Raw genomic sequence first — 24730 nt, forward strand, 5'->3', positions numbered from 1 at the left:
AGGCACCCCTTTCAACTAGTCGAGTGGGATACCTTTGAATGGTTTTCCACAATTTGGACAAAACTTAGGAATTCCATTTGAAAGATCCACTACTTCATGACATTCGCTACATTTCATTTCGAGCTTTGGCTGACTATTCGCTACTGGTTTTGCACCACCACAGTTTGAACAGAATTTACCAGTGTTTTCGGTACCACAGACAGGGCAAGTCCATGTATCATTAGTGCCTTGCGCTGTTTGTTGGTTTTGTTTTTCTTGTTGTTGCTTGATTTGTTCTTGATTATTTTGTGAGGACTGAGCTAAGTAGGAGCCATTGGCATTCATGCTCATTCCCATGCCCATAAAGCCAGTCATTGCACCGGCATCATTTTTACCTGCAGCTTCCATCCCACGAGCAATCGAACCTTGCACATAGCCCTCACGGACACTAGGATCGCCTAACATGGCACCTTCATTACGCATGTTGATGAGTTTGACCGAATCATCTGTGTAAGAGATGCTAGCAACTGCGACAGATACAATCTCCATCCCACGAAGCTCACGCCAGGAATCGTCTAACGCTGTGCCCATATATTTGCTTAGTTCTAAACTTTTTGATGGGACATAGGAAATACGTTGCCCATCAGCAGACATTTGGTTGATCGCTGATTGAAGAGCAGTCAAAAATTCTGCTAAATATTGTTCATTGATATCTGCAATTTCAACTTGCGTCTTATTTTTAGGAATTGCATTTGTATAGAATAAGATTGGATCGGTGATATGGATAGAGTACGTTCCATGCGCACGTAAGAATAATTCTGCATTATAGAAATTATCAAAGTAATTCAACGGAGCGCTTGTGCCAAATTTGATTCCCTTGATCTCTTGTAGATTGATATAGAATACTTGTTGTTTTTGTGGTGTCACGCCACCAAATTTAAAGCGGTCGAAGGTTTCAGCGATTGCACCTTTCAATGAACCATTGAACATGGAAGGGGCAGCATCATTTTTGATCGTATAATAGCCTTCCTCAGCTGTGTAATCGATGATTTTTCCACCATCTACCAAGAGCATCATCATGTTCGGATAGACATGAACGACTGTGCCATCTGTCAATACATCTTCTGTACCTTTTCGATTGGATCCTCGTTTATCGTCTTTACGTACCTTGACACCTTTTGTCATAACTGTGGTGTCGCTCATATTGTCTGGTTCAATGACTTCGATCCATTGATCTGCTAATCCGCCGCCGATCATGCTAGTTGCTGCTTTAATAAGTCCCATAAAAAGTCCTCCCTGTGAGCAAGTATTTTTTTACTACGTATATGTTTGTATTATACCATAGGAGACTGAAAATGCTCTCAGTCGAAAGATGTAGAAAACCAGAGCAACTCTTTTCCACGTTCAGCCATACATTTTAGAACTGAACTTTTTTTCAGAATCTGGATAAATACTGTTCAAGACGCAACTCTTTGGACACAGCTCAAAAAAATCAACGATGAAATAGCTATTTTGAATGTTTCTGTCTAATAGTCTAGAGTTTAAGGCTTCTTTCACAACCTAGCCAAACGATGTTAGAAATTGGTATTTAGCCGAAACATCCCAAAATACGAGCAGCTTTTTTGAATGTTAAGACTTATTTCTAAGTGTTGCTCACTTCTGTTACAACCGAATAAAGTATAGTAGTTTTTTTTTGCTAAATCACGTATAATAAAAGTTAGTGAATTTTTCAAAAGAAGGGGGATCCTTATGGCATATCAAGCACTTTATCGTGTGTGGCGTTCACAGCGATTTGAAGATATCGTTGGACAAAAAGCTGTGACACAAACATTGAAAAATGCGATTGTTTCCCATAAAACCTCACATGCCTATTTGTTTACAGGACCAAGAGGGACAGGGAAAACAAGTGCGGCAAAAATATTTGCCAAGGCGATCAATTGCCCAAACAGCAAAGATGGTGAACCTTGTAATCATTGTGAGATGTGTCAGTCGATCACGACTGGGACACAAGAAGATGTCATTGAAATCGATGCGGCAAGTAACAATGGTGTCGAGGAGATCCGTTTCATCAGAGATCGAGCAAATTATGCACCAACAAAAGCCGCTTACAAAATTTATATCATTGATGAAGTCCACATGCTTTCGACTGGAGCGTTCAATGCTTTACTGAAAACACTGGAAGAACCAAAAGAAAGTGTAATTTTTATTTTAGCAACCACTGAACCGCACAAAATCCCTGCAACGATCATCTCTCGAACACAACGTTTTGATTTCAAACGGATCAATGCAGCAGATATTACCGAACATTTAGAATATATCTTGGATCAAACAGAGATTGCTTATGAAGCGCCTGCGTTGACTGTCATCGCACGAGCAGCAGAAGGTGGGATGCGGGATGCGTTAAGTATTCTTGACCAAGCGATTTCTTTCAGTGATGGCACGATCACGTTGGATGATGCGATGCAAGTCACGGGGAGTTTGACAAATGAGATGATGGATGCGTATCTATCCGCTTGCTTTAGCAAAGAGATCCCACAAGCCTTACAAGAATTGAATCAAATTTTAGCGGCAGGAAAAGAATCACGGCGCTTTTTAGAAGATCTGTTGTCTTATTGCCGTGATCTATTGATGTATCAGCAAGCGCCAAATCTATTAGAGGAAACCTCACATGTCAAAACAGAAACATTCACGACATTGGCGAAAGAAATCCCGGCACAACGCTTGTTTCAAATGATCCAAATTTTGAGCGATACACAAAATGAGGTGCGTTTTACAAATAGCGCGACCATTTATTTAGAGGTTGCCACAGTGAAACTAGCTCAATCTTCAGCAAATGAAAGTCAGCAAGTGCCTAGTGAGATCGATCAGCAACAAGTAAGACAATTGCAACAAGAGATCCAAGAGCTGAAAAAGGAAATCAAAGAAATCAAAAATGGTACGGTGAAAGTCACTGCGAATCAGCAAACGACGCAATCACCTGTTCAGAAAAAACAGCCAAGTACATACCGTATTCCCACGGAACGGGTGTATAATGTACTAAAAGAGGCGACAAGGAAACACTTGAATGAAGTAAAAGAAGTCTGGGATGATCTTTTGATGAGTTTGTCAGTGACCCAGCGAGCGATGCTCAAAGCAAGTGAACCAGTTGCGGCAGGACCTAATGGACTAGTGATTGCTTTTGATTATGAAATCGTCTGTCAGCGCGCAGCTAATGACGAAGAGCTTCAATTAGCGATCCACAACCAACTTAGTCGCATGATCAAAGATTATGCGCCAGAGCCTGTCTATATCACACGGGAAAGTTGGCCCGGTCTAAGAAAAAATTATCTCGTCCAAGCAAAGGATGGAGAAGCCGAAGAATCTTTTGCATCTGATGATGAATCAGACGAGATCGAATTGCTTCCTCAAGAACAAACAAACCAAGAAAATGTAGTGACGAAAGCTGAAGAACTTTTCGGTTCAGCAGTCACAGTAATCGATGATTAGAAAAGGAGAGCGATACTAATGATGCGCGGAATGGGAAATATGCAAGGGATGATGAAACAAGTCCAAAAAATGCAAAAAGAAATGGGCGAAGCCCAAGAAAAACTAAATGAAACAGAATTTACTGGCAGTTCTACGAATGACTTAGTCAAAGTCGTTTTTACTGGTAATCGTCGAATGAAAGATATCCAGATCAATGATGAAGTAGTTGACCCAGAAGATACAGAAATGCTACAAGATTTGATCGTGATGGCTGTCAATGACGTATTAGAAAAAATCGATACAGAATCAGAAAAAACAATGGGAAAATACACTAAGGGCTTACCCTTTTAAATTTTCCTGAAGGGGAAATGAACATGCAATATCCAGAACCAATTGCCAAACTGATCGACAGTTATATGAGACTTCCAGGTATTGGTCAAAAAACAGCGACAAGACTAGCTTTTTATACGATCGATATGAAGGATGAAGTGGTCAATGAATTTGCCAAAGCTTTATTGAGCGTCAAACGTGATCTACATTTTTGTAGTATTTGCGGAAATATCACAGAAGAAGATCCTTGTGAGATCTGTAAAGATCCATCGAGAGATCGTGGTATCATTTTAGTCGTTGAAGAACCAAAAGATGTCATGGCGATGGAGAAGATGCGTGAGTATCGTGGCTTGTACCATGTGCTACATGGTGTATTGTCACCAATGGAAGGCACGGGTCCAGAAGATATCAATATTCCTCCTCTCTTACAACGCTTGCATGATGCAGAGGTCCAAGAAGTGATCATCGCAACGAATGCGACCACTGAAGGAGAAGCAACTGCAATCTACCTTTCACGATTGATCAAGCCTGCTGGGATCAAAGTCACACGGTTAGCTCATGGCTTATCTGTTGGTTCCGATATCGAATATGCAGATGAGGTGACTTTAATGAAAGCGGTCGAAGGCAGACGTGAACTATGATTTTTTGACACCAGTCTGATCGCGTTAGTTTGATCGACAAAGATTTTCAGATACAATAGAAAAGCAAGAGAAGAGATGGAGGAACAAGTGTGAACGGCTTATTTATTACGATCGAGGGACCTGATGGTGCAGGTAAAACGAGTATCATCAAAGAACTATTTCCTCTTTTACAACAAGTAGCAAAAACAGAGATCATTCAAACTCGAGAACCAGGTGGGATACCAATTGCTGAACAGATTCGTGCAGTGATCCTTGATCCGAAAAATGATCGCATGGACGAGCGAACAGAAAGTTTATTATACGCAGCTGCTCGAAGACAACACTTAGTCGAAAAAGTTTTACCTGCACTTTCGAGTGGGAAAATCGTTTTGTGTGATCGTTTTGTCGATAGTTCGTTGGCCTATCAAGGTGCAGGTCGTCGGATCGGCGTAAACGAGATTGCTGAACTGAATGAATTTGCTACAGAAGGAACGACTCCTGATTTTACTCTTTATCTTGATGTGGATTCTGACACAGGATTACGTCGAATCGCTAAAAATCGCCAGAATCAAATCGATCGCTTAGATTCAGAAGGATTAGAGTTCCACCAGCGTGTCCGTCATGCCTATTTGAAATTGGTAGAGGAGCATCCAGACCGCATCCATAAGATCGATGCAAGAAATAGTTTTGAAGAAGTGTTACAATTGAGTTACCACGCAATTATCAACCAATTTCCACAATATTTTGAAAGTCAGGAAGGTGAACGTAAATGAAAATCATTTTAGCAATCATTCAAGATAAAGATAGCAACCGTTTGTCCAATGAATTGATCGATGCAAACATTCGTGCGACTAAATTATCTTCTACTGGTGGTTTCCTTAAAGCGGGAAACAGTACATTTATCGTTGGTATCGAGGACGATCGCGTCGAAGAAGCATTAGAGATCATCAAAAAAACATGTGAGTCAAGAAAACAATTTGTTTCTACTCCAGTAACGTTAGATATTTCAATGGACGGTGGCGTTCCTTATCCTGTAGAAGTAGAAGTGGGCGGAGCAACAGTCTTTGTCTTACCAGTTGAAGGATTCCACCATTTCTAGGAGGAACTATGGCTCAAGAAAACATACTTGCGCAAATGCAACCTCTCGTGTATCAACAACTTCAACGAAGTTTTGAGCATGGGCGTCTCGCTCATGCTTATCTTTTTGAAGGTGAAAAAGGTACAGGAAAGCATGAGGTAGGCATTTGGTTAGCACAACATTTATATTGTACGAAGATGAACAACCAACAACCTTGTGGCAGATGCAATAATTGTCAACGGATCCAAAATCAAGAACATCCAGATGTACTCGTTCTTGCACCCGATGGTCAGTCGATCAAGGTCGATCAGATCCGCCGCTTACAGACAGAGTTTAGTCGTAGCGGATATGAATCAAGGAAAAAAGTATTCTTGATCCAGGAAGCAGAAAAAATGAATGCGAGTGCGGCCAATAGTTTATTGAAATTTTTAGAAGAACCACCTGGTGATTTTCTAGCGATTTTAGAAACGGAAGCCATTGGTCGGATCTTACCTACGATCCAATCTCGTTGTCAAACCTTGCATTTCCAAGAATTGTCAAAGGATTCATTGATTCAAAAATTACAAGATCAGCAAATTTCTGTGGAAAAAGCAAAACTTTTGTCATTCTTGACAAACAGTTTAGGAAAAGCAGTTGAAATCTCAGAAGATGAATGGTTTAATGAGGCTAAGGACTTGATTTATCAATGGTTTGTCTACTTGGATAAAAGAGATACACAAGCCTTTATCTATGTCCAAAAACGATTGGTGAAAGTATTTAAAGAAAAAAATCAACAATTTACTGGTTTTTCAATTTTAATGTATTATTATCAGGAAGCTCAAAAACAGGCGATAACATCTGGGGAGTATGGTAAAGTCAAACGGCTGAATCAAACGATTGAACGTCTTTTGTTAGCAGAACAAAAACTACGTAGCAATGTGAGTTTTCAAGCCGTCGCTGAGCAATTTGTATTACAAACGATTTTTTGATTTGTCAATTTATATTTTGCGTAATCAAGGAGGCCACAAATGGTAGAAGTAGTAGGTGTCCGTTATAGAGATGCTGGTCATGTCTATTATTTTACACCCGGAGATTCAGAATATGCATACAATGATAAAGTGTTAGTCGAGTCTCAGCAAACTTTACATATCGCAACGGTTGCTATTCCCAAAAGAGATATTGATCTGGAAGATTTACCTGAAACCATCAATCCCATTTTGCATAAAGCAACAACTGCTGAGCTTAAAAAAAGCAACAAAAATGAAGAAGATGCAAAAAAAGCTTTTTTGATTGCGAAAGAAAAAATTAGAGATCGAAAACTAGAAATGAAAATCGTCCAAGTTGAATATACTTTTGATCGAAGCAAATTGACTTTTTATTTTGCGGCAGATGGACGTATTGATTTTCGTGAATTAGTGAAAGATTTGGCGGCCGTTTTTCGTACAAGGATCGAATTGAAACAAATCGGTGTTCGGGATGAGGCGAAGATGATCGGAAGTATCGGGCCTTGTGGGCGACCACTCTGTTGTTCTTCTTTCTTAGGAGATTTTGTGCCTGTTTCGATCAAAATGGCAAAAGAACAAGGATTATCACTGAACCCAACTAAAATTTCTGGCTTGTGTGGTCGCTTGATGTGCTGTCTACAGTATGAAAGTGAAGCATATGAAGCCGCAAAAAAAGAACTCCCTGACTTTGGGAAAACACTTGAAACTCCTGATGGTAAAGGGAAAGTCGTAGGATTGAATCTGCTTAGTCGCTTAGTTAGTGTGCGACTGAACGGACGGGAGAATCCTGTTGAATATGAATGGGATGAACTAAAAAATTTCATCCAAGTAGGTGAGATGAATGGATAAGAGATCATTATATGATGGGTTGAACCAATTGGAGTCAGAGTTACGAAATACATTGACTGAATTAGTAGAGATGAAACATGCACTGCATGAGATCGTTGAGAAAAATACCACCTTAGAGATGGAAAATCAACGACTACGCGAACATCTTCGTGAATTGAACCAAGTGGCGCAAGCTCCAGCTGAAAATGCCAAACAGGAACTATCAAAATCCCGAATGAATCTTGAAAAGATTTATGAAGAAGGATTTCATGTTTGTTATGATTTGTATGGTTCAAGACGTGAAAATGATGAACCTTGTGCGTTCTGTTTAGAAGTGATCTATCGAGAAAGTGGACGCTAAATCAAAGGATCTAGTGGCTTCTATCACGGTCAACGAATACCGCAAAGCATTCTTGTTTTGCGGTATTCGTCGTTGAACTACCAGGATAAATTTTTTAATTAGAGTAGCTTCCTTTACTCTGTTTGAGAAGGAGAATCATATGTATAACCAAAAGAGCTTTAAAGGAAATCACGTGTTTGGCACACTTTACCTCGTTCCAACACCGATCGGAAATTTGGAGGATATGACTGTTCGCAGTGTGCGCACATTACAAGAAGCGGATTTGATCGCAAGTGAGGATACACGCAATACACAAAAGCTATTGAATCATTTCGAGATCCAAACTGCCCAAAAAAGTTTACACGAACATAATTATAAAGAACGTATTCCTCAATTGATCGACTGGCTAAAAGAAGGAAAATCGATAGCACAAGTGAGTGATGCAGGCATGCCATCTATCAGTGATCCTGGACATGAGCTTGTCGTTGCTTGTATCAAGGAAGATATTCCAGTCGTTGCATTGCCAGGACCTACCGCAGGAATGACTGCATTGATTGCTTCAGGTCTCGTACCGCAGCCATTTTTATTTCATGGTTTTTTACCTAGAAAGAAAAAAGAACAAAAAACAATGTTGGAATCGTTGCGCAATCAAACAGCAACATTGATTTTTTATGAATCACCTTATCGCGTGGCCGCAACGTTGATTAATATGTTAGAAGTGTTCGGTAATCGTCAAGTTGTGCTTTGTCGAGAATTGACGAAGATCCATGAAGAATATTTACGCGGAGACATTGAAGAATTACTTGCTTATTTAGAAAAACAGCCGATCAAGGGAGAATGCTGTTTACTTGTTGAGGGAAGTAACGAAGAGGTCGTACCAAGTGAACAATTTCAAGGTACGTTAAAAGAACAGGTACAACAATTGATTGAGCAAGGAGAAAAAACTAACGTGGCAATCAAAACGATTGCAGTCAAAAACGGAATAAAAAAACAAGAAGTTTATCGTCAGTTCCATGAATTGGATGATTAAACGAAATAAGAAGAACAAGCTACATCAACTATTCTAGATAAATGAAGCGGAGAGACGGAAATCAGGTTTAGATTTTCGTCTCTCCGTTTATTATTGATGAATCATTTCTTAAATTTTAGTTTTCGTATTTTGAAAAGAGTAGAAGGGAACAATACAGCTATTTAGTTTACTGCGATGAATCCACTCTTTTATGATGCAGAAATTATTTTGACAGCTTGTTCGTTTGATTGCATCTAAGTGATATAAGAGTGGTTAATCGGATTAATCTACAGGATCACGATAAGGTAAAATAGAGATATTCCCGCTTTGCCCGGCTTGCCCAGCGCTACCACTTATTCCAGCACTGCCACTTGTTCCCGGTGAGCCCGGCTTGCCATCACTTTTCTTAGACCCGCCTTTTCCAGCAGCGCCGCCATTTCCACCGTGTCCACCACTTCCTGGGGAAACGTCATGTGTACCTGTAAGAATATATTCCACTCCTTCATCTATATAGATAACTATATTTGCTCCGTTTCCACTTTTTCCACCATTTCCGCCATTTCCACCTTTTGCTCCGTTTCCACCGTTTCCGCCATCCGTGCAGCTCTTTGAGTCTTCGCCGTCTCCGCCGTCTCCGCCACTGCCACCATTTCCACCATTTCCGCCATTTCCGCCATTCCCACCATAGCTGCCAAAAGGAGTATCTCCTGTAAGTTTTTTGATATAAAACGTACATTCAGATGAGTTGCCACCCTCTGTTCCGGGAGAGCCATCTGCACCCTCAGTCCCATTTCCGCCCAATTTTTTATTAATATCTGAACCACCGTTTCCGCCGTTTGCTCCAGCTGCGCCATTCCCGCCATTCCCGCCATTTCCTCCATGTGTCCCAATGACGACAATTCCATTATTCAAGGAAGTATGATCCAATTGAGTCATCTGTTCAGTTTGAAAGTGGACATGTGTGTGTGCACAAACGAGACTAGCGTTCTTTTCTAATGTCACCGACTTAAAAGAAAGGGAGACAGTATCGCCAGAATCAATCACAAAACTAGTGTTTTCTTTGATTGTGAGACTTTGCTCCTTGCTGCCATAATGCTGGAGAGTCATAGGGAAGATAAAGCGATTCAACATTTCCTCGTACACCTGAGCATCATTAGAATTACCATATACATAAGCTTTTAGAACAGTACATAGATTTTGACTTGTACGGTTTTCTTTTAAATTGATATCTGGTAGTACTTTGAAGCGTTCATCTTCGGTTGTCAACTCATTTTCAAATAGAAAATCTGGCGTTCCAGTCAATAGTTTGAGAGTCTGAACATCAGGACATTTGATTTGCTGATACGCTATACCAATTTTTTTTGCACTATCAGGAGTTAAAGTAAAAATATCAGAAGTATTCACAATATGATTGGATGGTAGAGTATTATCGGGAGTAGTTTTTGTCAAATTTTTTTTTAAGAATTTAGTTCTGAACTGATTGATTTCTTTAAACTCTTTTTCTAAAACGGGACTAATGTTATTTTTTAAGTTATTTAACATGGTTACTCTCCTTTAATTTTAATTAAGACTGGCCAGTCTTTTACAAACAGATAATAGCATAATATAATGATGTTTAAAAATCATAAGAATTGTTATTTAATATTGAGCGTCTCCAAACGAATAAGTAGACTTGCACAAATAGAGACGTGTGCCAAAGAAAAGACAGCGCGTATTCACAGGATTTAAGGAAGATCTTTTCTTGAAAGGGAACAAAAGTTCGTGTATAATGATAGTGGGGTGAGTCTGATGGAATTACAGTTTCCTTTACATAATGATACGTCAAGAAAAATCATCCATATCGATATGGATGCCTTTTTTGCATCCGTTGAAGAACGAGATCACCCTGAACTTCGTGGTAAACCCTTAGTGATCGCCAGACATCCGAGTGATACTGGCGGGCGTGGGGTAGTGACAACGGCTAACTATGAAGCACGTAAGTTCGGTATTCATTCAGCAATGAGTGCCCAAAAAGCCTATGAACTTTGTCCAGAAGCGATTTTCAAACCGGGAGACCACCAAAAATATAGTGCGATATCAAAAGAAGTCAGGGAGATTTTTTATCGCTATACAGACTTAGTCGAACCAGTTAGTATTGATGAAGCTTATTTAGACGTCACGAATAATAAAATCAATTGTAAATCAGCGATCAAGATCGCCCGCATGATCCAACTTGATATTTGGCAAACGGTGCATCTGACTTGTTCGGCTGGTGTCAGCTATAATAAATTTTTAGCGAAACTTGCATCAGATTTTCAAAAACCTAAAGGAATGACGGTCGTCACCCCCGAAGAAGCAGTCGATTTCTTAAAAGCATTACCAATCGAAAAATTTCATGGTGTCGGCAAGAAAACTGTTCCTAAAATGCATGAATTAGGTATTTTTACAGGAGAAGATCTGTATAAATGCAGTGAAATGATGTTGATCCAACAGTTTGGTAAAATGGGGTATTCGTTGTATCGAAAAGTACGAGGTATCCATGATTCGCCGGTCAATGTCACCCGCGAGCGTAAGTCAGTCGGAAAAGAGCATACGTATGGACAACCACTAAGAACAGAAGAAGAAGTTTTAGGTCAATTACGTCAGCTAGCTGAGAAAGTAGAAGAGTCTCTCCGACGTGTTCAGAAACATGGAAAAACAGTTGTCTTGAAGGTCCGTTATACCGATTATTCTACAGTAACGAAGCGAGTGACATTACCAGAATATGTTTATAAAAAAGAAGCGCTGTTTTATCAAGCGAGTCTGATATGGGAAGAGATTTTAGGGATAGAGAAAGGGATTCGTTTATTAGGTATCACACTGACGAATTTAGATCCGATGACTTATGAGAATATTGTGTTGCCTTTGTGGGAAACGCAAGCGATAGAATCAGAAATAGAATAAAGAATGCTCCATCTTAGACTTTGAGACAAAAGCGAAATTCACTTCTGTCTTGGCCTTTTAGATGGAGCATTCTTTATTGTGTTCAATCAAAACTGAGTATAGTTAAATCAGTTCTTGTTTTTTTATTTGTTCATATGTTTGCGTAGCATCTGTACATTTTTCCCAGATGACGACTTGTTTTTCAGCAAGCGATCGTTGCACGTCAATGATGCGCTGATTACTACTTCCACGAAATTGTAATTTGAAATCTCTTTTTGACCATTCAAAACGGCCATCAACAAGAATATCGATTTTCGAGAGCAGTTCTAGTTTATCTTCCGAATCTTGTAATAATTCATCGAAGGTATAACCGGTCCAAGACCAGATGTCTTTGCTGTGACCAAATTCTTGCCGGATTCGATCGACTACACGTAGGCAAACATTCGTATTCAAAAAAGGTTCACCGCCTAAGAGTGTCAATCCTTGGACGTAATCATTGCGTAGATCAGCCATGATTTGTTCTTCCAGTTCAGCAGTGAATGGTTTGCCGTAACGGAAATTCTGAGCGGCTTTGTTAAAACAACCTTCACAGGCAAATAAACAGCCACTTACATATAAGCTATTACGAACACCTTCACCATCCACAAAGTTGAACGGTTTATAATCGGCAATATAGTCATGACTATAATCTTGAGCCAGCCATTCTTTAGGTTTAGGATTTCTCATAGTAAAACTTCTTTCATTATAAAATGGTATCCGTTATAAAAAATTCTTGAAGGTCGTAGGAGACATAAGAAAATAGCCAGAAGAAGGGGTGCTATCTCTCGTATGACTTGGAGTTGGACGGTTGTCTCACAACCTTATCTACAGTGTTCGAAAGCCAACTCCTACGATAATAAGTCAAAAGATGAAAAAATATAGAAAACTATTTTCCCATCTTCTGTCTTATTACTTGAAGCTGAACGGCTTTCTCACAACCTTATCTACGGTGTTCGAAAAGCTGACCTTCAACATTAAGCTGAAAAATCAAAAAATATGAGAAGCTATTTTCTGATTTCCCATCTTACTGCTCAGGTCAGGGCGCTTTTCTCACAACCTTACTTCATATGTTTCACGCGTGATGAGATTTCTTTGTGTCTGCCGTGGACCATTGGGCGGGCTTGTGGGTTTCCTAGATAGCCGCATGTTCGTTTGACTACGTCACATGATTTTGGATCGTGATTGCCGCATTCTGGGCATTCAAAGCCACGTTCAGTTGGTTGGAAATCTCCTTCAAAACCACATTGATAGCAATGATCGATCGGCGTATTGGTTCCTAAATAGCCTACTTTGTCATAGGCAAAGTCCCAAACAGCTTCTAATGCCTTAGGGTTTTGTTGCAAGACTGGATATTCACAGTAATGGATAAAGCCACCAGAACAGTATTTTGGATAGTCTTTTTCAAATTCAAGTTTTTCAAATGGCGTTGGATTTTTACGCACATCATAGTGGAAACTATTAGTGTAATATTCTTTATCTGTGATATTTTCAACGATACCGAATTTCTCTGTATCTAAACGACAAAAACGATCAGTCAAGCTTTCACTTGGCGTGGAGTATACGCTGAAGTGATAGCCATATTCATTCCCCCAAGCGTCTGCATTGGCTTTTAGTTTTTTCACGATATCCAGAGTGAAGTCTTTAGCTTCAGCATTATTTTCCCACTCACCGCCAAAGAAAGAAGCAGCGACTTCATAAAGTCCAATGTAGCCTAATGAAACAGTTGCTCGACGATTTTTAAATAATTCGTCTACGGCGTCTGTACGAGATAGTCGTTTACCGAATGCACCATACATATAAAGGATCGGTGCATTTGCAGGAATCGCTTCTTTACAACGTTCGACACGATAAACTAATGCATCTTTCATGATCGACAAGCGATCTGAAAGTAATTGCCAGAATTTTTCTTGGTCACCATCTGCTTCCAAGGCGATCCGTGGCAAGTTCAATGTAACCACACCTAGATTCATTCTTCCGACATTCACTTCTTCACCGTTCTCGTCTTTCCAACCTTGTAAGAAGGAGCGACAGCCCATTGGTACTTTGAAGCTTCCTGTCAATTCAACGATCTTGTCATAATTTAGAATATCTGGATACATTCTTTTTGTGGCACATTCTAATGCTAATTGTTTGATGTCGTAGTTTGGATCAGTGGGTTTCAGATTGATTCCGTCTTTTAGTGTAAATATCAATTTAGGGAAGATTGCTGTCCGTTTTTCACTTCCTAATCCATTGATCCGGATTTGTAAAATCGCTTTTTGAATTTCTCGTTCAAACCAATTTTTACCTAGACCGAAGCCAAGTGAAGTAAAAGGCGTTTGTCCGTTGGAAGTGAAAAGTGTATTGATCTCATATTCTAAACTTTGCATGGCATCAAAAATATCTTTTTTTGTTTTGGCTTTTGCGTAGGCTTCTTGACGTTCTGGTGTGTCGATCCATTCTTTGGCATCAATTAAATGCTTTTTGTAATTTAATTGTGCAAAAGGAGCAAGCAATTCATCTGTACGATCGGCAGAACATCCGCCATATTGGCTAGATGCAACATTGGCAATGATCTGTGAGATCTGTGCCGTTGCTGTTTGGATCGATTTTGGTGATTCGACTTCTGCATTCCCAATTTTAAACCCGTTGTTCAACATACCTTTGAAGTCGATCAAACAGCAATTTGTCATTGGTGTATACGGATGATAATCGAGATCATGATAATGGATATCGCCTTTTTGATGTGCGTTGGCAATATGCGGTGGGAGTAATTTTAGCCCAATCGATTTCCCAACGATCCCAGCAGTCAAGTCACGCTGTGTATTGAACACATTACTATCCTTGTTCGCATTTTCATTGACAACACTTTGGTCTTTATTGATCAGTTTCTCAATCGAAAAGTTGATGTCTGTTGCCTTACTACGAGCAAAATCACGTTTTGTTCGATAGTGGATATATTCTTCTGCTAAGGCATATTCGTTTTTTTCTAACAAAATATGTTCAACGATATTTTGGATCTCATAGATTTTTACGTTATTTGCGAAGCGATCTTTGATTTCTTTGATCACAAGTTCTGCGATTGATTGGATCTTTTCGTACGTAATAGGAGATAAGGAACCGTGAATTTTCTTTTCTGCTTTGATCAGTGCGGCATTTATTTTCTGTTCATCAAATGGTACCTCGCGTCCGTCGCGTTTGATGACAGTCATTTTTTTGGTTTCAGGCTGTTTTTCTAGTACAGCCATTTCTTGATCTGTTCGTTTCATTTTCTTCAGCTCCTACAAAAATAGTTCTTGTCTATCATAAAACAAATTGAAGAAAGGAGCAACTAATTATCTGCTACATATAGTGTTTTATCGCTGTATAATTGAATGAGTATACTATATATGGTGTATATTATCTTGTGAAAAAAAGTGAAAACGTATGGTATCAGCTTTTGGAAAATACGAATTATTTTTTTTTGAATAAAAAAATTGAATAAAAAAATTTCATGGATAAATTTTTCGAGTGGTCAGGTGACAAAATCAAAAGGGAAAAAAGTGAAAGGATGTGCTACTATTCAATTAAGGATAAAGGTGGAGGATTAGCATGAGTAAAATAATCGAAGTAAAACATCTAAGTAAAAGTTATGGAAGTAGTAAATCACCGGTCAAGGTGTTAGACAATGTTTCTTTTTCAGTTGAAGAAGGAGAGTTTATTGGGATCATGGGGCCAAGTGGGGCTGGAAAAACTACTCTGATGAATATCTTATCAACGATCAATTTACCAACGATGGGTAGTGTGATGATCCAAGGGAATGAAATCACAAAAATGAAAAAACATGAATTGAGTGATTTCAGACGAAAAAAAATTGGCTTTATCTTTCAAACGTTCAATCTTATCGATACATTGAATGGTAAAGATAATATTTTACTTCCTTTGGCTATTGAAAATATGGCAAAAGATGAAATGGACCGAAGAGTTTTACATGTTGCCCAGCTTTTAGGGATCGAAGAATTACTAAAACGTTATCCTGATGAAATGTCAGTTGGACAAAGACAACGGATTGCGGCAGCTAGAGCTTTAGTAGTAGAACCAGAGGTGATCTTCGCAGACGAACCAACGGGATCATTGGATTCAAAATCAGCAACAGAATTGTTGAATTATTTAAAAACAGTCAACGAAGTCGAAAAATCAACGATCTTATTAGTGACACATGATCCTTATACAGCTAGTTATTGCAATCGTATTTTATTTATCAAAGATGGTGTGATTTTTTCAGAAGTGATCCGCCGAGGAACGAGAAAAGAATTCTTTGAAAAAGTCATCGACATGCAGGCGACGATTGGAGGAGGCGGTAAAATCAATGCTTTATAAACTAGCCGCAAAAAGTTTTTTTAAACAATCGAGGGGCTACCTTGTCTATTTCTTCAGTTTGACCTTATCGACGATGATCTATTACTCTTTTAGCGCGATGACCTATGACCAATCACTGATTCGAAGGGCAAGTCAAGATGTTTCGATAGATACTATTTTAAAGCTTGGTAGTTGGATCATTACCGTTGTTTTACTCTTTTTCGTACTCAGTGCTAATCGTTTCTTTCTCAATCGGAGACAAAAAGAAATTGGGATCTATCAATTGTTTGGAATCAGTAAATTCCAGATTTCATCGATCTATGTGTTGGAAACGATGACTATTGGTTTTTTTGCTTGTATGTTAGGTATTTTATTGGGAAGTATTTTTTCAAAATTGTTTCAAATGATTTTAGTACGAATGATGAAGATGGATATTACTAGTCGTTTTTTTATTTCTATCCCGTCCATTGTTGAAACCGTCGTGGTATTTTTTGTCATTCTTTCAGCAGTTTCTCTTTATTCACTATGGAAGATTTGGAGTTATCCCATGAATCGTAGTTTTGGGGAAAGAGAACAAGTGGAAAGTTCAATGTTGCGTATTCGCACAAGGCATCGTTTATTAGGCGTAATCGGTCTATTGATGATTTCTAGTAGCTATTTCGCCGCATGGAACTTTAGAGAAACGATTAGTCAGCTATTTGAAAAAAAGGTAAATCTAGGATTAATGATTGCTTTCCCATTTTCGATATTTTTTGTTTGTTTATTAGGAACCTATCTGTTCTTTTGTTATTCTTTTCGCTTGTTGCTCCATTTGTTGAGCGATTCGAGATTCAAGTATCGAGGAACCAATTTTTTATTGATTGGGAACACACAGATCCATCTTTTAAAAAGTTGGCGAATGAATTCGTTGATCACATTAGTTATCGGTCTATCTTTGGCAATGATCGGAGGGATGACTGGTATATCGACACTCATTGCACATCGTGAAGAGATTGCTGCTCCTGTTTCTTATCAATTAGATACTCAGACGGCAAACAAACTTCGACCGATCTTAGCAGAAGAGAATCAGAAGATCACTGATGAATTCGTTTTTCATTACAAAGTAGTAGGTAGCTATTATGACTTGAGCATTGGTTCGGTATCTGCCGGCAATGAGATCAAGCCAGTCAATTTGATTTCTGAAAAAGAGTATCACGCTTTTCGCAAAATCAAACCTAGTCTGCCAGAAATCAAACTTACAGGAAAAAATCATACGGTCATGTTAGATGCAATAGAATCGATGTTTCGTAATTTTTCTAGTTACGGGAAAAAGATCCATCTACCTGGTCAGCAAGAACTATTGATCCAACAGGTGCTTCCGGGATTTCTGGGAGATGAAGATATGACCTATTATGGACCGACCTTGGTCGTTGATCAAGCGATCTTTGATCGTGTAACTGGATTAGACTTTCAGATCATCAATTGGAATGTAACTGGTGGCAATCAAGAAAAATTGACCGAACGATTAAATGAAGAAGTAGCTACTAATTGGAACCACACGATTTATTATAGTTATGAGATCACCGATCAAGGGATAGTTGGGACGATCCATACCGATGCTTCTAAAGCAGAGGAAAGTGAATACTCAGAAAATAAATTAACAGGTCAAGCTTCACGTTTGAATTATAATGCTCGCTATCCTAGACTGCGTGCCACTGATCGTCAAATTGGAATCAATATCTTTGTTGCCCTTTTTGTGGGGATGATCGTGATCATTGCAACTGGTAGTATCTTGATGGTTCGGCAATTATCCGAAGCTGAAATTGAACGAACCAATTATCAATTGCTGACAAAATTAGGGATTGCTCAACGCAAAACAAATCGGATGATCTATAAACAAAATGCGTTGATGTTTTTTCCACCAATGATTTTGGGCATCACTCATGCTGTATTTGCCATCAATGTGTTTTCTCAATATGTAGAAGGGGCAGACTATTGGTTGGCATACTTTGTCTGTGGCTTATTGATCGTCATTTACCTACTCTTTTACTTTATGACTAGCCGTTTGTATTGTCGGATCATTGAGGAATAAGAAGAATAGAGCAAAAAGGGTATCTTATTCTAGCTGAACGAAAGACAGAATCGAGTTGTACGAATCTATTTTCGTACGGCTCTTTTTTTTGTTCTCTTTAGTTAGTGACAAAACTGTTAGCTGTAAAGCGCATTCTGTTAGTAAAACAAATGTTTTTTTGTGGATGGAATGAGTAGAATTTGACTAAGGATCTAAATAGGAGGAAAAAGAGATGAAACAATGGTGGCAGCAACCACAGGTTCGATATTGGCGAACTTTTATGCTTCGAACCCTTATTTATTCTACGATACTATTGTTACTCATTTATTTGTATCATTACAAAAATATTCAAGGTGGAACATTTATATATAACGAATTCTAGGAGGGAAACGATGAAGAAAAAAGGAATCGTGGCAGCGATCGATTTTTGGGGAATAGCAGACCCAGAGAGAATCGCATATCAGACAGCAGAGGAGCGACACACATATCAAGAATTGAAGCACTCCTCAGATGCATTAGGCTATTACTTAGAGAAGCGTTTGACTACGAAAGGGCCAATCGTCGTGTTCGGCAATCTAGAGTTTGAGATGGTGGTATCATTCTTGGGTGCAGTGAAAGCAGGACATGCGTATCTACCGATTGATGCCCATACACCGAAGGAGCGGATCGAAGCGATTTTACGTGTCGCACAACCTAGTATGATCATTAGTTTAAGCGACTGGGAGATTGAGACAGATCTACCAATCATCCAAAAAGATTGTCTACGCTCGATCATCGCCTCGATAGTTGGTTATCCATTTGAGCATGCAGTGAAAGGTGATGAAAATTTTTATCTGATTTTTACTTCGGGCACCACAGGGGAACCCAAAGGCGTGCAAATCAGTCATGATAACTTAGTGAGCTTTGTCGATTGGGTCTTGAGCGATTTTTCAATCAAAGAGGGACAAGCTTTTTTAGCACAAGCGCCTTTCTCTTTTGATTTATCTGTATTCACTTTGTATCCAGCATTAGTTTCCGGTGGGATCATCAAGCCCTTATTTAAGGAAAACGTACAAGATTTTCAAAAACTATTTGCCGTTTTACCACAATTAAAACTGGACATCTGGGTATCAACCCCTTCGTTTGTCGATATTTGCTTGATGGACGCATCTTTTGACGATGGACATTTACCAGAACTGACTACGTTCATTTTCTGTGGCGAAGAATTGACGAAAAAAACGGCGCAAGCGTTACTCGAACGGTTTCCTTCAGCCAAAATTTACAACACGTATGGGCCGACAGAAGCGACAGTAGCCATCTCTAGTATATTGATCACAAGAGAAGTATTGGCTACGTATGAGCGTTTACCAATTGGCTATGTCAAGTCTGATACTACTGTATCCATTTTGAAAAATGGCGAAAGTGATCATGGCGAGATTTTGATTAGCGGTCCTAGCGTGTCAAAAGGCTATTTGAACAATCCTGAGAAAACAAAAGAAGTGTTCTTTCAAGTAACTGGGCATCAAAACTATCGAACAGGAGATGCAGGATATTTAGCAGAGGACGGTTTGCTTTTTATTGAGGGAAGAATCGATCAACAGGTGAAATTACATGGTTACCGCATTGAATTAGGTGATATTGAACATGCGTTGCTTAAAGATGAACGAATCAAACAAGCAATCGTTGTGCCCAAATATCAAGGATCGAAAGTCCAACAATTAGTGGCGTTTGTTGTACTGAACCAAGCGATTCCGGATACTAATTATCAGTTGATACGTTCGATCAAACAAAGGTTGACCGATTTTCTGATGGACTATATGATCCCACAAAAAGTGGCGTTTATTGACCAATTGCCACAAACGAACAATGGGAAAATTGATCGAAAAGCATTGACAGCTGAGGTGAATAGGTGATGAGTCTCCCACATATGATTCCTTATGCGGAGCCGTATTATTTTCTATTACTGAGTTTCGCGTTAGCGCCAATCATTTTTTCTCTACTATTTTTCCAGAAACGCTTAGGAACTTATCAAGTTTTTGTCACTTTCTTTTTCTTGTTCATCAGCTTTGGAGGAACGTATTGGCAACAAGGACTTGCTTTGATTGGCTATGTGATCTGGCAAAGTATACTTGTTTGGTGTTATTTCACTTATCGAAAAAAAAGAAATCAGAGTGTATGGTTTTATCTAGCGGTAGTTCTAGCAATTCTACCTTTAGCGATTACGAAAGTCACACCATTTCTAACATCTGGTAAGGGATCACTGCTTAGTTTTCTGGGTATTTCCTATTTAACATTCAAATCGGTACAAATGATCATGGAAATGAGAGACGGTATGATCAAAACCTATCATCCTTACCGTTATATTCAGTTCTTGTTGTTTTTTCCAACCATTTCTTCAGGACCAATCGATCGTTATCGAAGATTTGAAAAAGATCAGCTCCAACCACCAACAAAGGAACAATATCTGGAAATGTTGGAAAAAGGGGTCCATCATTTGTTTATGGGTTTTTTATACAAATTCATCATCGGTCATTATCTGGGACAGGTACTGTTACCCATCGTATCAAAAGGTGCCTTGGCTCATGGCGGAATCTCATGGTGGCTATTGGGTTACATGTATGTCTATAGTTTGTATCTCTTTTTCGATTTTGCTGGCTATAGTTTGTTTGCGGTTGGTACGAGTTATTTGATGGGCTATGATACCCCGATCAATTTCAACAAACCATTTTTAGCTTGGAACATCAAAGAGTTCTGGAATCGTTGGCATATGTCTTTGTCCTTCTGGTTCAGAGATTACGTGTATATGCGGTTGATGTTCTTCTTGATGAAGAAAAAATGGTTCAAGAGTAGGATCGTGACTTCAAATATCGGATACTTTGCATTGTTTCTATTGATGGGTGTCTGGCACGGTTTGACATGGTACTACATTTTGTATGGTATCTATCATGCAACATTGATTTGTGTGACAGATGCATGGATTCGTTACAAGAAAAAACGGAAGAAAAAACTTCCTTCCAATCGCTTGACCCACGCATTTTCTGTTTTCATGACGTTTCAAGCGGTGTGTGCTAGCTTATTGATTTTTTCAGGATTTTTAGATCAACTATTTTTTAAATAAATGACGAGTTTAAAGGAGAGAATAGATATGGAAGAACAAGTTTTAACGATTTTAGCAGAGATTACAGGTACAGATGAAGTGAAAGAAAATAAAGAAATCGATTTGTTTGGTGAAGGTTTATTGGATTCACTAGGGTCTGTTCAATTATTAGTTGAGCTGGATGGACAGCTTGATGTACAAGTTCCTGTCTCAGAATTTGACCGAGAAGAATGGGCAACACCAAATAAAATTATTGATCAAATCAACGAATTGAAGGGATAACGATGAAGAAAAAGCTGTTTGCGATTTTTGGTCCAGTGATATTTGCGTTTATACTGATTGCGGTTTTTTTCACTTCATCTTATCGCGTGAATGTAGCTGACCCAGAAATCATTCATAGAGCAGCCAGTTCGATGTCAGACAACGTCTTACGAGGGGATGTAATCAAAAATACAGCTTTTACTGAAAAAAAGTATGTGCCTTTTCTTGGTTCAAGTGAATTGAGTCGGATCAGTCCCTTTCATCCTTCTGTTTTAGCCCAGAAATATCAACGGAGCTACGAACCATTTTTATTAGGTGCCCCTGGGACTCAATCGCTGAGCCAGTTCATGATGATGCGCTCAGCTGGTAGGGATCTCAGAAATAAAAAAGTAGTGGTTATCGTGTCTCCTCAGTGGTTCGTAAAAGACGGGGTGAAGGAAGACTATTTCAGTACCCACTATTCAGAGTTACAGACATTGGATTGGCTGTTTTCAATAAAAAAAGTGACCGCATCAGATCGCTATTTCGCGCGACGTTTATTAAGTTTTTCGATCGTTTCAAAAGATGAAGAGATCACGCGGATTTTAAGTACAGTACAAAAAGGAATCAAACCCAATGATAAAGAATTAGCGGGCTTGGAAGACAAATGGAACATCTTGAAGCGTGAGGATGAATTATTTAGTGGAATTGGTTTGACGGATAAACAAAAACAGATCGATCAAGCGACCAAACCATTACCGACTAGCTATGAAAAAGAGCAACTAAGTCAGCTCGCTACACAGATCGGTGCTAGTAAAACTAAGAATAATCCTTTTGCTTTAAAAGATGATTTCTACAATACCCGAATCAAACACCATTTAGATGAGTTGAAAGACTCACAGAAAGACTGGGATTATCGTTTTTCAAAGGAATATTCTGATTTTCAATTATTATTGCAACAACTAGCAAATGAACATACTGAAGCACTATTCATTCTTCCACCAGTGAATGAAAAGTGGAGTGATTATACTGGTTTGTCTCAAGAAATGTTGCAAGGATTTGCCAAAAAAGTCAAGTATCAATTAAAGAAACAAGGATTTCAACATATCGCAGACTTAACAAAGATGGCTAGTGTTCCCTATTTTATGGAAGATACGATCCATCTTGGTTGGCAAGGCTGGTTGACTGCAGATCAGTACATCCAACCCTTCTTAGAAAAGGAGCAGCCAGTGAGTCATTATCAGATGGACGATGCTTTCTATAGTAAAGATTGGCAATTGCAGACCCCGGATACACTACCAGAAAAATAAGTGATGCATTTGAATCAAAATAAAAGTCGAATAAAGAAATGTGAGGAATGACCTGTAACTTCCAAATAAAGTGGATGTTATGGGTTGTTTTTGAGATGTTAGCAGATCCAAAAAAACTAAAACGAAGATTGGCTTGATAATAAGACTGCATAAATCAAACAAATATGCTGCCCCAAAATCAGTGAACAATGATATAATTCTACTATTAAGTATGGAAAAGAGGGAAAGCGTTTGAATAAAAATGAAGAACAATTATTGATTGATTTAACAACTGCGCGTGGCGTACCAGGAAATGAAGAAGAGGTACGAAAAGTCTATAAAAAATATGCAGAGCAATTCACAGATGATATTTTTTACGATGGTTTAGGTAGTATCATCGCAAAACATGATTCTGGCAAGGGCCCTAAAGTATTTATCTCCGGACATATGGATGAAGTTGGCTTTATGGTTACAAAGATCACAGATAAAGGATTTATTGAATTTCAAACACTAGGTGGTTGGTGGGGCCAAGTCATGTTGGCACAACAAGTAGAAATCAAGACCCAAGAGGGAAAAATTATCCATGGCGTGATTGGTTCAAAACCACCACATGTCTTGACTGCTGAAGTTCGTAACAAACCGTATGATATCAAAGATATGTTTATTGACATCGGTGCGACAAGCAAAGAAGAAGCGACGGAATGGGGCATTCGTCCTGGTGATATGGTCACTCCTTATATTGAATATCGTCGAATGAATGATGGAAAATTCTTGTTAGCAAAAGCATGGGATAATCGTATTGGGACAGCTGTTTCTTTACGTGTACTTGAAAATCTAGCAAAAGAAGGACACCCGAATGTCTTATTTGCTGGAAGTGATGTACAAGAAGAAGTTGGTTTAAGAGGTGCGCGCACAAGTACTCATTTGGTTGACCCTGACATAGCGATTGCTTTAGATACAGGTACTGCTGGAGATACACCAGGGATGACACCGAAAGAGGCAGATTCAGTTTTAGGTAAAGGACCACAAATCTTGATTTTCGATGCTTCGATGATCCCACATAAAAAATTATTGAATTTTGTGATCCAAGTGGCAGAAGAAATGGCTATTCCATTCCAATATACTGTCATCACCGGTGGGGGAACAGATGCGGGCCAAATGCATGTGTCACGTAATGGTGTGCCATCTATTGCAATCACTGTCCCCGTTCGTTATCTGCATTCACATACATCGATCATCCATGAAGAAGATTACTTCAATACAGTGAAGTTAGTTACTGAAGTAGTCAAACGTTTGGATAGTGAAAAAGTAGCAGAAATCAGGAGCTATGAGTAATGAAGAATGTTTCTGAATATCGAAAAAAAGCCCGGGCATCTTTAGAAGGACAGTGGGGGATCAATGCTTGGATCATTTTCCTTTCAGTCTTTATTGGGTTGATCATCCAGCAGCTTTTTGTGGGCATCTTCCCAACAGATAGCACACAGGCAAACATACTCAATTTTTTGATCCAACACGTACTGATCTTTGCTTTTACTTATGGGGTCTATTATATCTCGTTAGTTGTGGTCAGAGGTGGGCGAGCAAAATCCAATCTGTTGTTTGCTGTTTTTCAAAAAGAATATTTTGTACCGATTCTGCTTATCAATCTTTTAAATGCCGTATTCAATTGGTTGATCAACGGTATTATACTTTTGCCTAGTTTTTTGATAGGCGGGTTCAATACGTATATCAATTTACTTTTCAATGGAAATGCTTCACCACAAGGGATGATGAATGATTTTACGATTGATCTGAGTTTTGCAATCTTTACAACTTTACTATTCGTCGTGTCGCTATTTGTGATGACGATCGTTGCAGGATTGTTCCAATTTGCTGCTTGGACAAAGTTTGACTATCCGAAACTGACAGTTATCCAAAGTTTGAAATATGCTTGGTTTTTATTAAAAGATCGTATTGGTACCTATCTTCTCCTACAACTTTCCTTTATTGGTTGGTATATTCTCGGATTTATTGCGCTATTCTTTGGTTTACTCTGGGTGATTGCTTACGTCAATGTGTCGATTGCACAGTTTTACGAACAAGCCCGTATTGAAAAAGGTAGCCCAATGGAATACTTTAACTTAGGATAAGCAGTTTTCCTTATGAAAATAAGAAATTGTGGTAGCATAAGTTTTTGAGGGGGAATC

23 protein-coding genes are annotated in these 24730 nt (G+C 38.9%); 19 read left to right on the forward strand and 4 right to left on the reverse strand.

Features of this window, described 5'->3' with window-relative positions; genetic code table 11:
• Positions 1-15 precede the first annotated feature (15 nt).
• Positions 16-1263 carry an SPFH domain-containing protein gene (locus I2F89_RS04590; protein WP_195513626.1) on the reverse strand — a complete coding sequence of 416 codons (1248 nt, stop codon included), beginning with the start codon at positions 1261-1263 and terminating at the stop codon, positions 16-18.
• A 465-nt stretch (positions 1264-1728) separates the two neighbouring features.
• On the opposite strand from I2F89_RS04590, the gene dnaX reads away from it, so the two are divergent.
• From dnaX to rsmI, 9 genes are all read left to right on the forward strand, one after another.
• Positions 1729-3465: a DNA polymerase III subunit gamma/tau gene (gene dnaX, locus I2F89_RS04595; RefSeq protein ID WP_074800128.1), complete on the forward strand. Its 1737-nt coding sequence runs from the start codon at positions 1729-1731 to the stop codon at positions 3463-3465.
• Between the two features lie 18 nt (positions 3466-3483).
• A complete protein-coding gene (locus tag I2F89_RS04600; protein ID WP_010736051.1) occupies positions 3484-3795 on the forward strand; it encodes a YbaB/EbfC family nucleoid-associated protein in 312 nt (103 codons plus the stop codon).
• A gap of 23 nt (positions 3796-3818) precedes the next feature.
• Complete coding sequence (recR, locus tag I2F89_RS04605; protein ID WP_019722633.1) at positions 3819-4415, forward strand: recombination mediator RecR; 597 nt, start codon at positions 3819-3821, stop codon at positions 4413-4415.
• An 89-nt stretch (positions 4416-4504) separates the two neighbouring features.
• Positions 4505-5167 (forward strand): dTMP kinase, encoded by a 663-nt coding sequence (gene tmk, locus I2F89_RS04610; protein ID WP_071866999.1) that lies wholly within the window; start codon positions 4505-4507, stop codon positions 5165-5167.
• Positions 5164-5493, forward strand: coding sequence for a cyclic-di-AMP receptor (locus I2F89_RS04615; RefSeq protein ID WP_010736048.1), 330 nt, complete (start codon positions 5164-5166; stop codon positions 5491-5493). Before tmk ends, I2F89_RS04615 begins: the two co-directional genes overlap by 4 nt.
• Before the next feature lie 8 nt (positions 5494-5501).
• The gene (holB, locus tag I2F89_RS04620) at positions 5502-6440 is read left to right on the forward strand and encodes a DNA polymerase III subunit delta' (RefSeq protein WP_074800130.1); all 939 of its coding nucleotides are present in this window, start codon (positions 5502-5504) and stop codon (positions 6438-6440) included.
• 39 nt (positions 6441-6479) lie between these two features.
• A complete protein-coding gene (locus I2F89_RS04625; protein ID WP_071866997.1) occupies positions 6480-7304 on the forward strand; it encodes a PSP1 domain-containing protein in 825 nt (274 codons plus the stop codon).
• Positions 7297-7644 carry a DNA replication initiation control protein YabA gene (locus I2F89_RS04630; protein WP_010736045.1) on the forward strand — a complete coding sequence of 116 codons (348 nt, stop codon included), beginning with the start codon at positions 7297-7299 and terminating at the stop codon, positions 7642-7644. Before I2F89_RS04625 ends, I2F89_RS04630 begins: the two co-directional genes overlap by 8 nt.
• 139 nt (positions 7645-7783) lie before the next feature.
• The gene (rsmI, locus tag I2F89_RS04635; protein ID WP_071866996.1) at positions 7784-8653 is read left to right on the forward strand and encodes a 16S rRNA (cytidine(1402)-2'-O)-methyltransferase; all 870 of its coding nucleotides are present in this window, start codon (positions 7784-7786) and stop codon (positions 8651-8653) included.
• 261 nt (positions 8654-8914) lie between these two features.
• On the opposite strand, the gene I2F89_RS04640 is transcribed toward rsmI, so the two are convergent.
• Positions 8915-10174: a hypothetical protein gene (locus I2F89_RS04640; protein ID WP_074800134.1), complete on the reverse strand. Its 1260-nt coding sequence runs from the start codon at positions 10172-10174 to the stop codon at positions 8915-8917.
• A 243-nt stretch (positions 10175-10417) separates the two neighbouring features.
• On the opposite strand from I2F89_RS04640, the gene dinB reads away from it, so the two are divergent.
• Positions 10418-11554, forward strand: a complete 1137-nt coding sequence (gene dinB / locus I2F89_RS04645) for a DNA polymerase IV (RefSeq protein ID WP_177187677.1) — start codon at positions 10418-10420, stop codon at positions 11552-11554.
• A 102-nt stretch (positions 11555-11656) separates the two neighbouring features.
• Here dinB and nrdG read toward each other — a convergent pair whose 3' ends face one another.
• Positions 11657-12259: an anaerobic ribonucleoside-triphosphate reductase activating protein gene (gene nrdG / locus I2F89_RS04650; protein WP_071866994.1), complete on the reverse strand. Its 603-nt coding sequence runs from the start codon at positions 12257-12259 to the stop codon at positions 11657-11659.
• Between the two features lie 371 nt (positions 12260-12630).
• Positions 12631-14820 carry an anaerobic ribonucleoside-triphosphate reductase gene (gene nrdD, locus I2F89_RS04655; RefSeq protein WP_019723769.1) on the reverse strand — a complete coding sequence of 730 codons (2190 nt, stop codon included), beginning with the start codon at positions 14818-14820 and terminating at the stop codon, positions 12631-12633.
• A 322-nt stretch (positions 14821-15142) separates the two neighbouring features.
• Between nrdD and I2F89_RS04660 the strand changes: the two genes are divergently transcribed.
• From I2F89_RS04660 to I2F89_RS04700, 9 genes are all read left to right on the forward strand, one after another.
• Complete coding sequence (locus I2F89_RS04660) at positions 15143-15910, forward strand: ABC transporter ATP-binding protein (RefSeq protein ID WP_071866992.1); 768 nt, start codon at positions 15143-15145, stop codon at positions 15908-15910.
• Entirely contained in the window at positions 15900-17960 is a 2061-nt protein-coding gene (locus I2F89_RS04665) for an ABC transporter permease (RefSeq protein WP_074800139.1), read from the forward strand. The genes I2F89_RS04660 and I2F89_RS04665 overlap by 11 nt, the downstream gene beginning before the upstream one ends.
• Before the next feature lie 211 nt (positions 17961-18171).
• The gene (locus I2F89_RS04670) at positions 18172-18321 is read left to right on the forward strand and encodes a teichoic acid D-Ala incorporation-associated protein DltX (protein ID WP_115357407.1); all 150 of its coding nucleotides are present in this window, start codon (positions 18172-18174) and stop codon (positions 18319-18321) included.
• Between the two features lie 10 nt (positions 18322-18331).
• Entirely contained in the window at positions 18332-19831 is a 1500-nt protein-coding gene (gene dltA, locus I2F89_RS04675) for a D-alanine--poly(phosphoribitol) ligase subunit DltA (RefSeq protein ID WP_142432934.1), read from the forward strand.
• The gene (gene dltB, locus I2F89_RS04680; protein ID WP_195513628.1) at positions 19831-21036 is read left to right on the forward strand and encodes a D-alanyl-lipoteichoic acid biosynthesis protein DltB; all 1206 of its coding nucleotides are present in this window, start codon (positions 19831-19833) and stop codon (positions 21034-21036) included. The genes dltA and dltB overlap by 1 nt, the downstream gene beginning before the upstream one ends.
• A 27-nt stretch (positions 21037-21063) precedes the next feature.
• Positions 21064-21297, forward strand: coding sequence for a D-alanine--poly(phosphoribitol) ligase subunit DltC (gene dltC / locus I2F89_RS04685; RefSeq protein ID WP_071866988.1), 234 nt, complete (start codon positions 21064-21066; stop codon positions 21295-21297).
• 2 nt (positions 21298-21299) lie between these two features.
• The gene (gene dltD, locus I2F89_RS04690) at positions 21300-22565 is read left to right on the forward strand and encodes a D-alanyl-lipoteichoic acid biosynthesis protein DltD (RefSeq protein WP_195513631.1); all 1266 of its coding nucleotides are present in this window, start codon (positions 21300-21302) and stop codon (positions 22563-22565) included.
• A 231-nt stretch (positions 22566-22796) separates the two neighbouring features.
• On the forward strand, positions 22797-23879 hold the full coding sequence (locus I2F89_RS04695) for a M42 family metallopeptidase (RefSeq protein WP_010736030.1): 1083 nt from the start codon (positions 22797-22799) through the stop codon (positions 23877-23879).
• Complete coding sequence (locus tag I2F89_RS04700; RefSeq protein WP_195513633.1) at positions 23879-24673, forward strand: DUF975 family protein; 795 nt, start codon at positions 23879-23881, stop codon at positions 24671-24673. Before I2F89_RS04695 ends, I2F89_RS04700 begins: the two co-directional genes overlap by 1 nt.
• Positions 24674-24730 lie beyond the last annotated feature (57 nt).

It is taken from the genome of Enterococcus sp. 1001283B150225_161107_E12 (assembly GCF_015556925.1).
GTDB lineage: Bacteria > Bacillota > Bacilli > Lactobacillales > Enterococcaceae > Enterococcus_B > Enterococcus_B mundtii.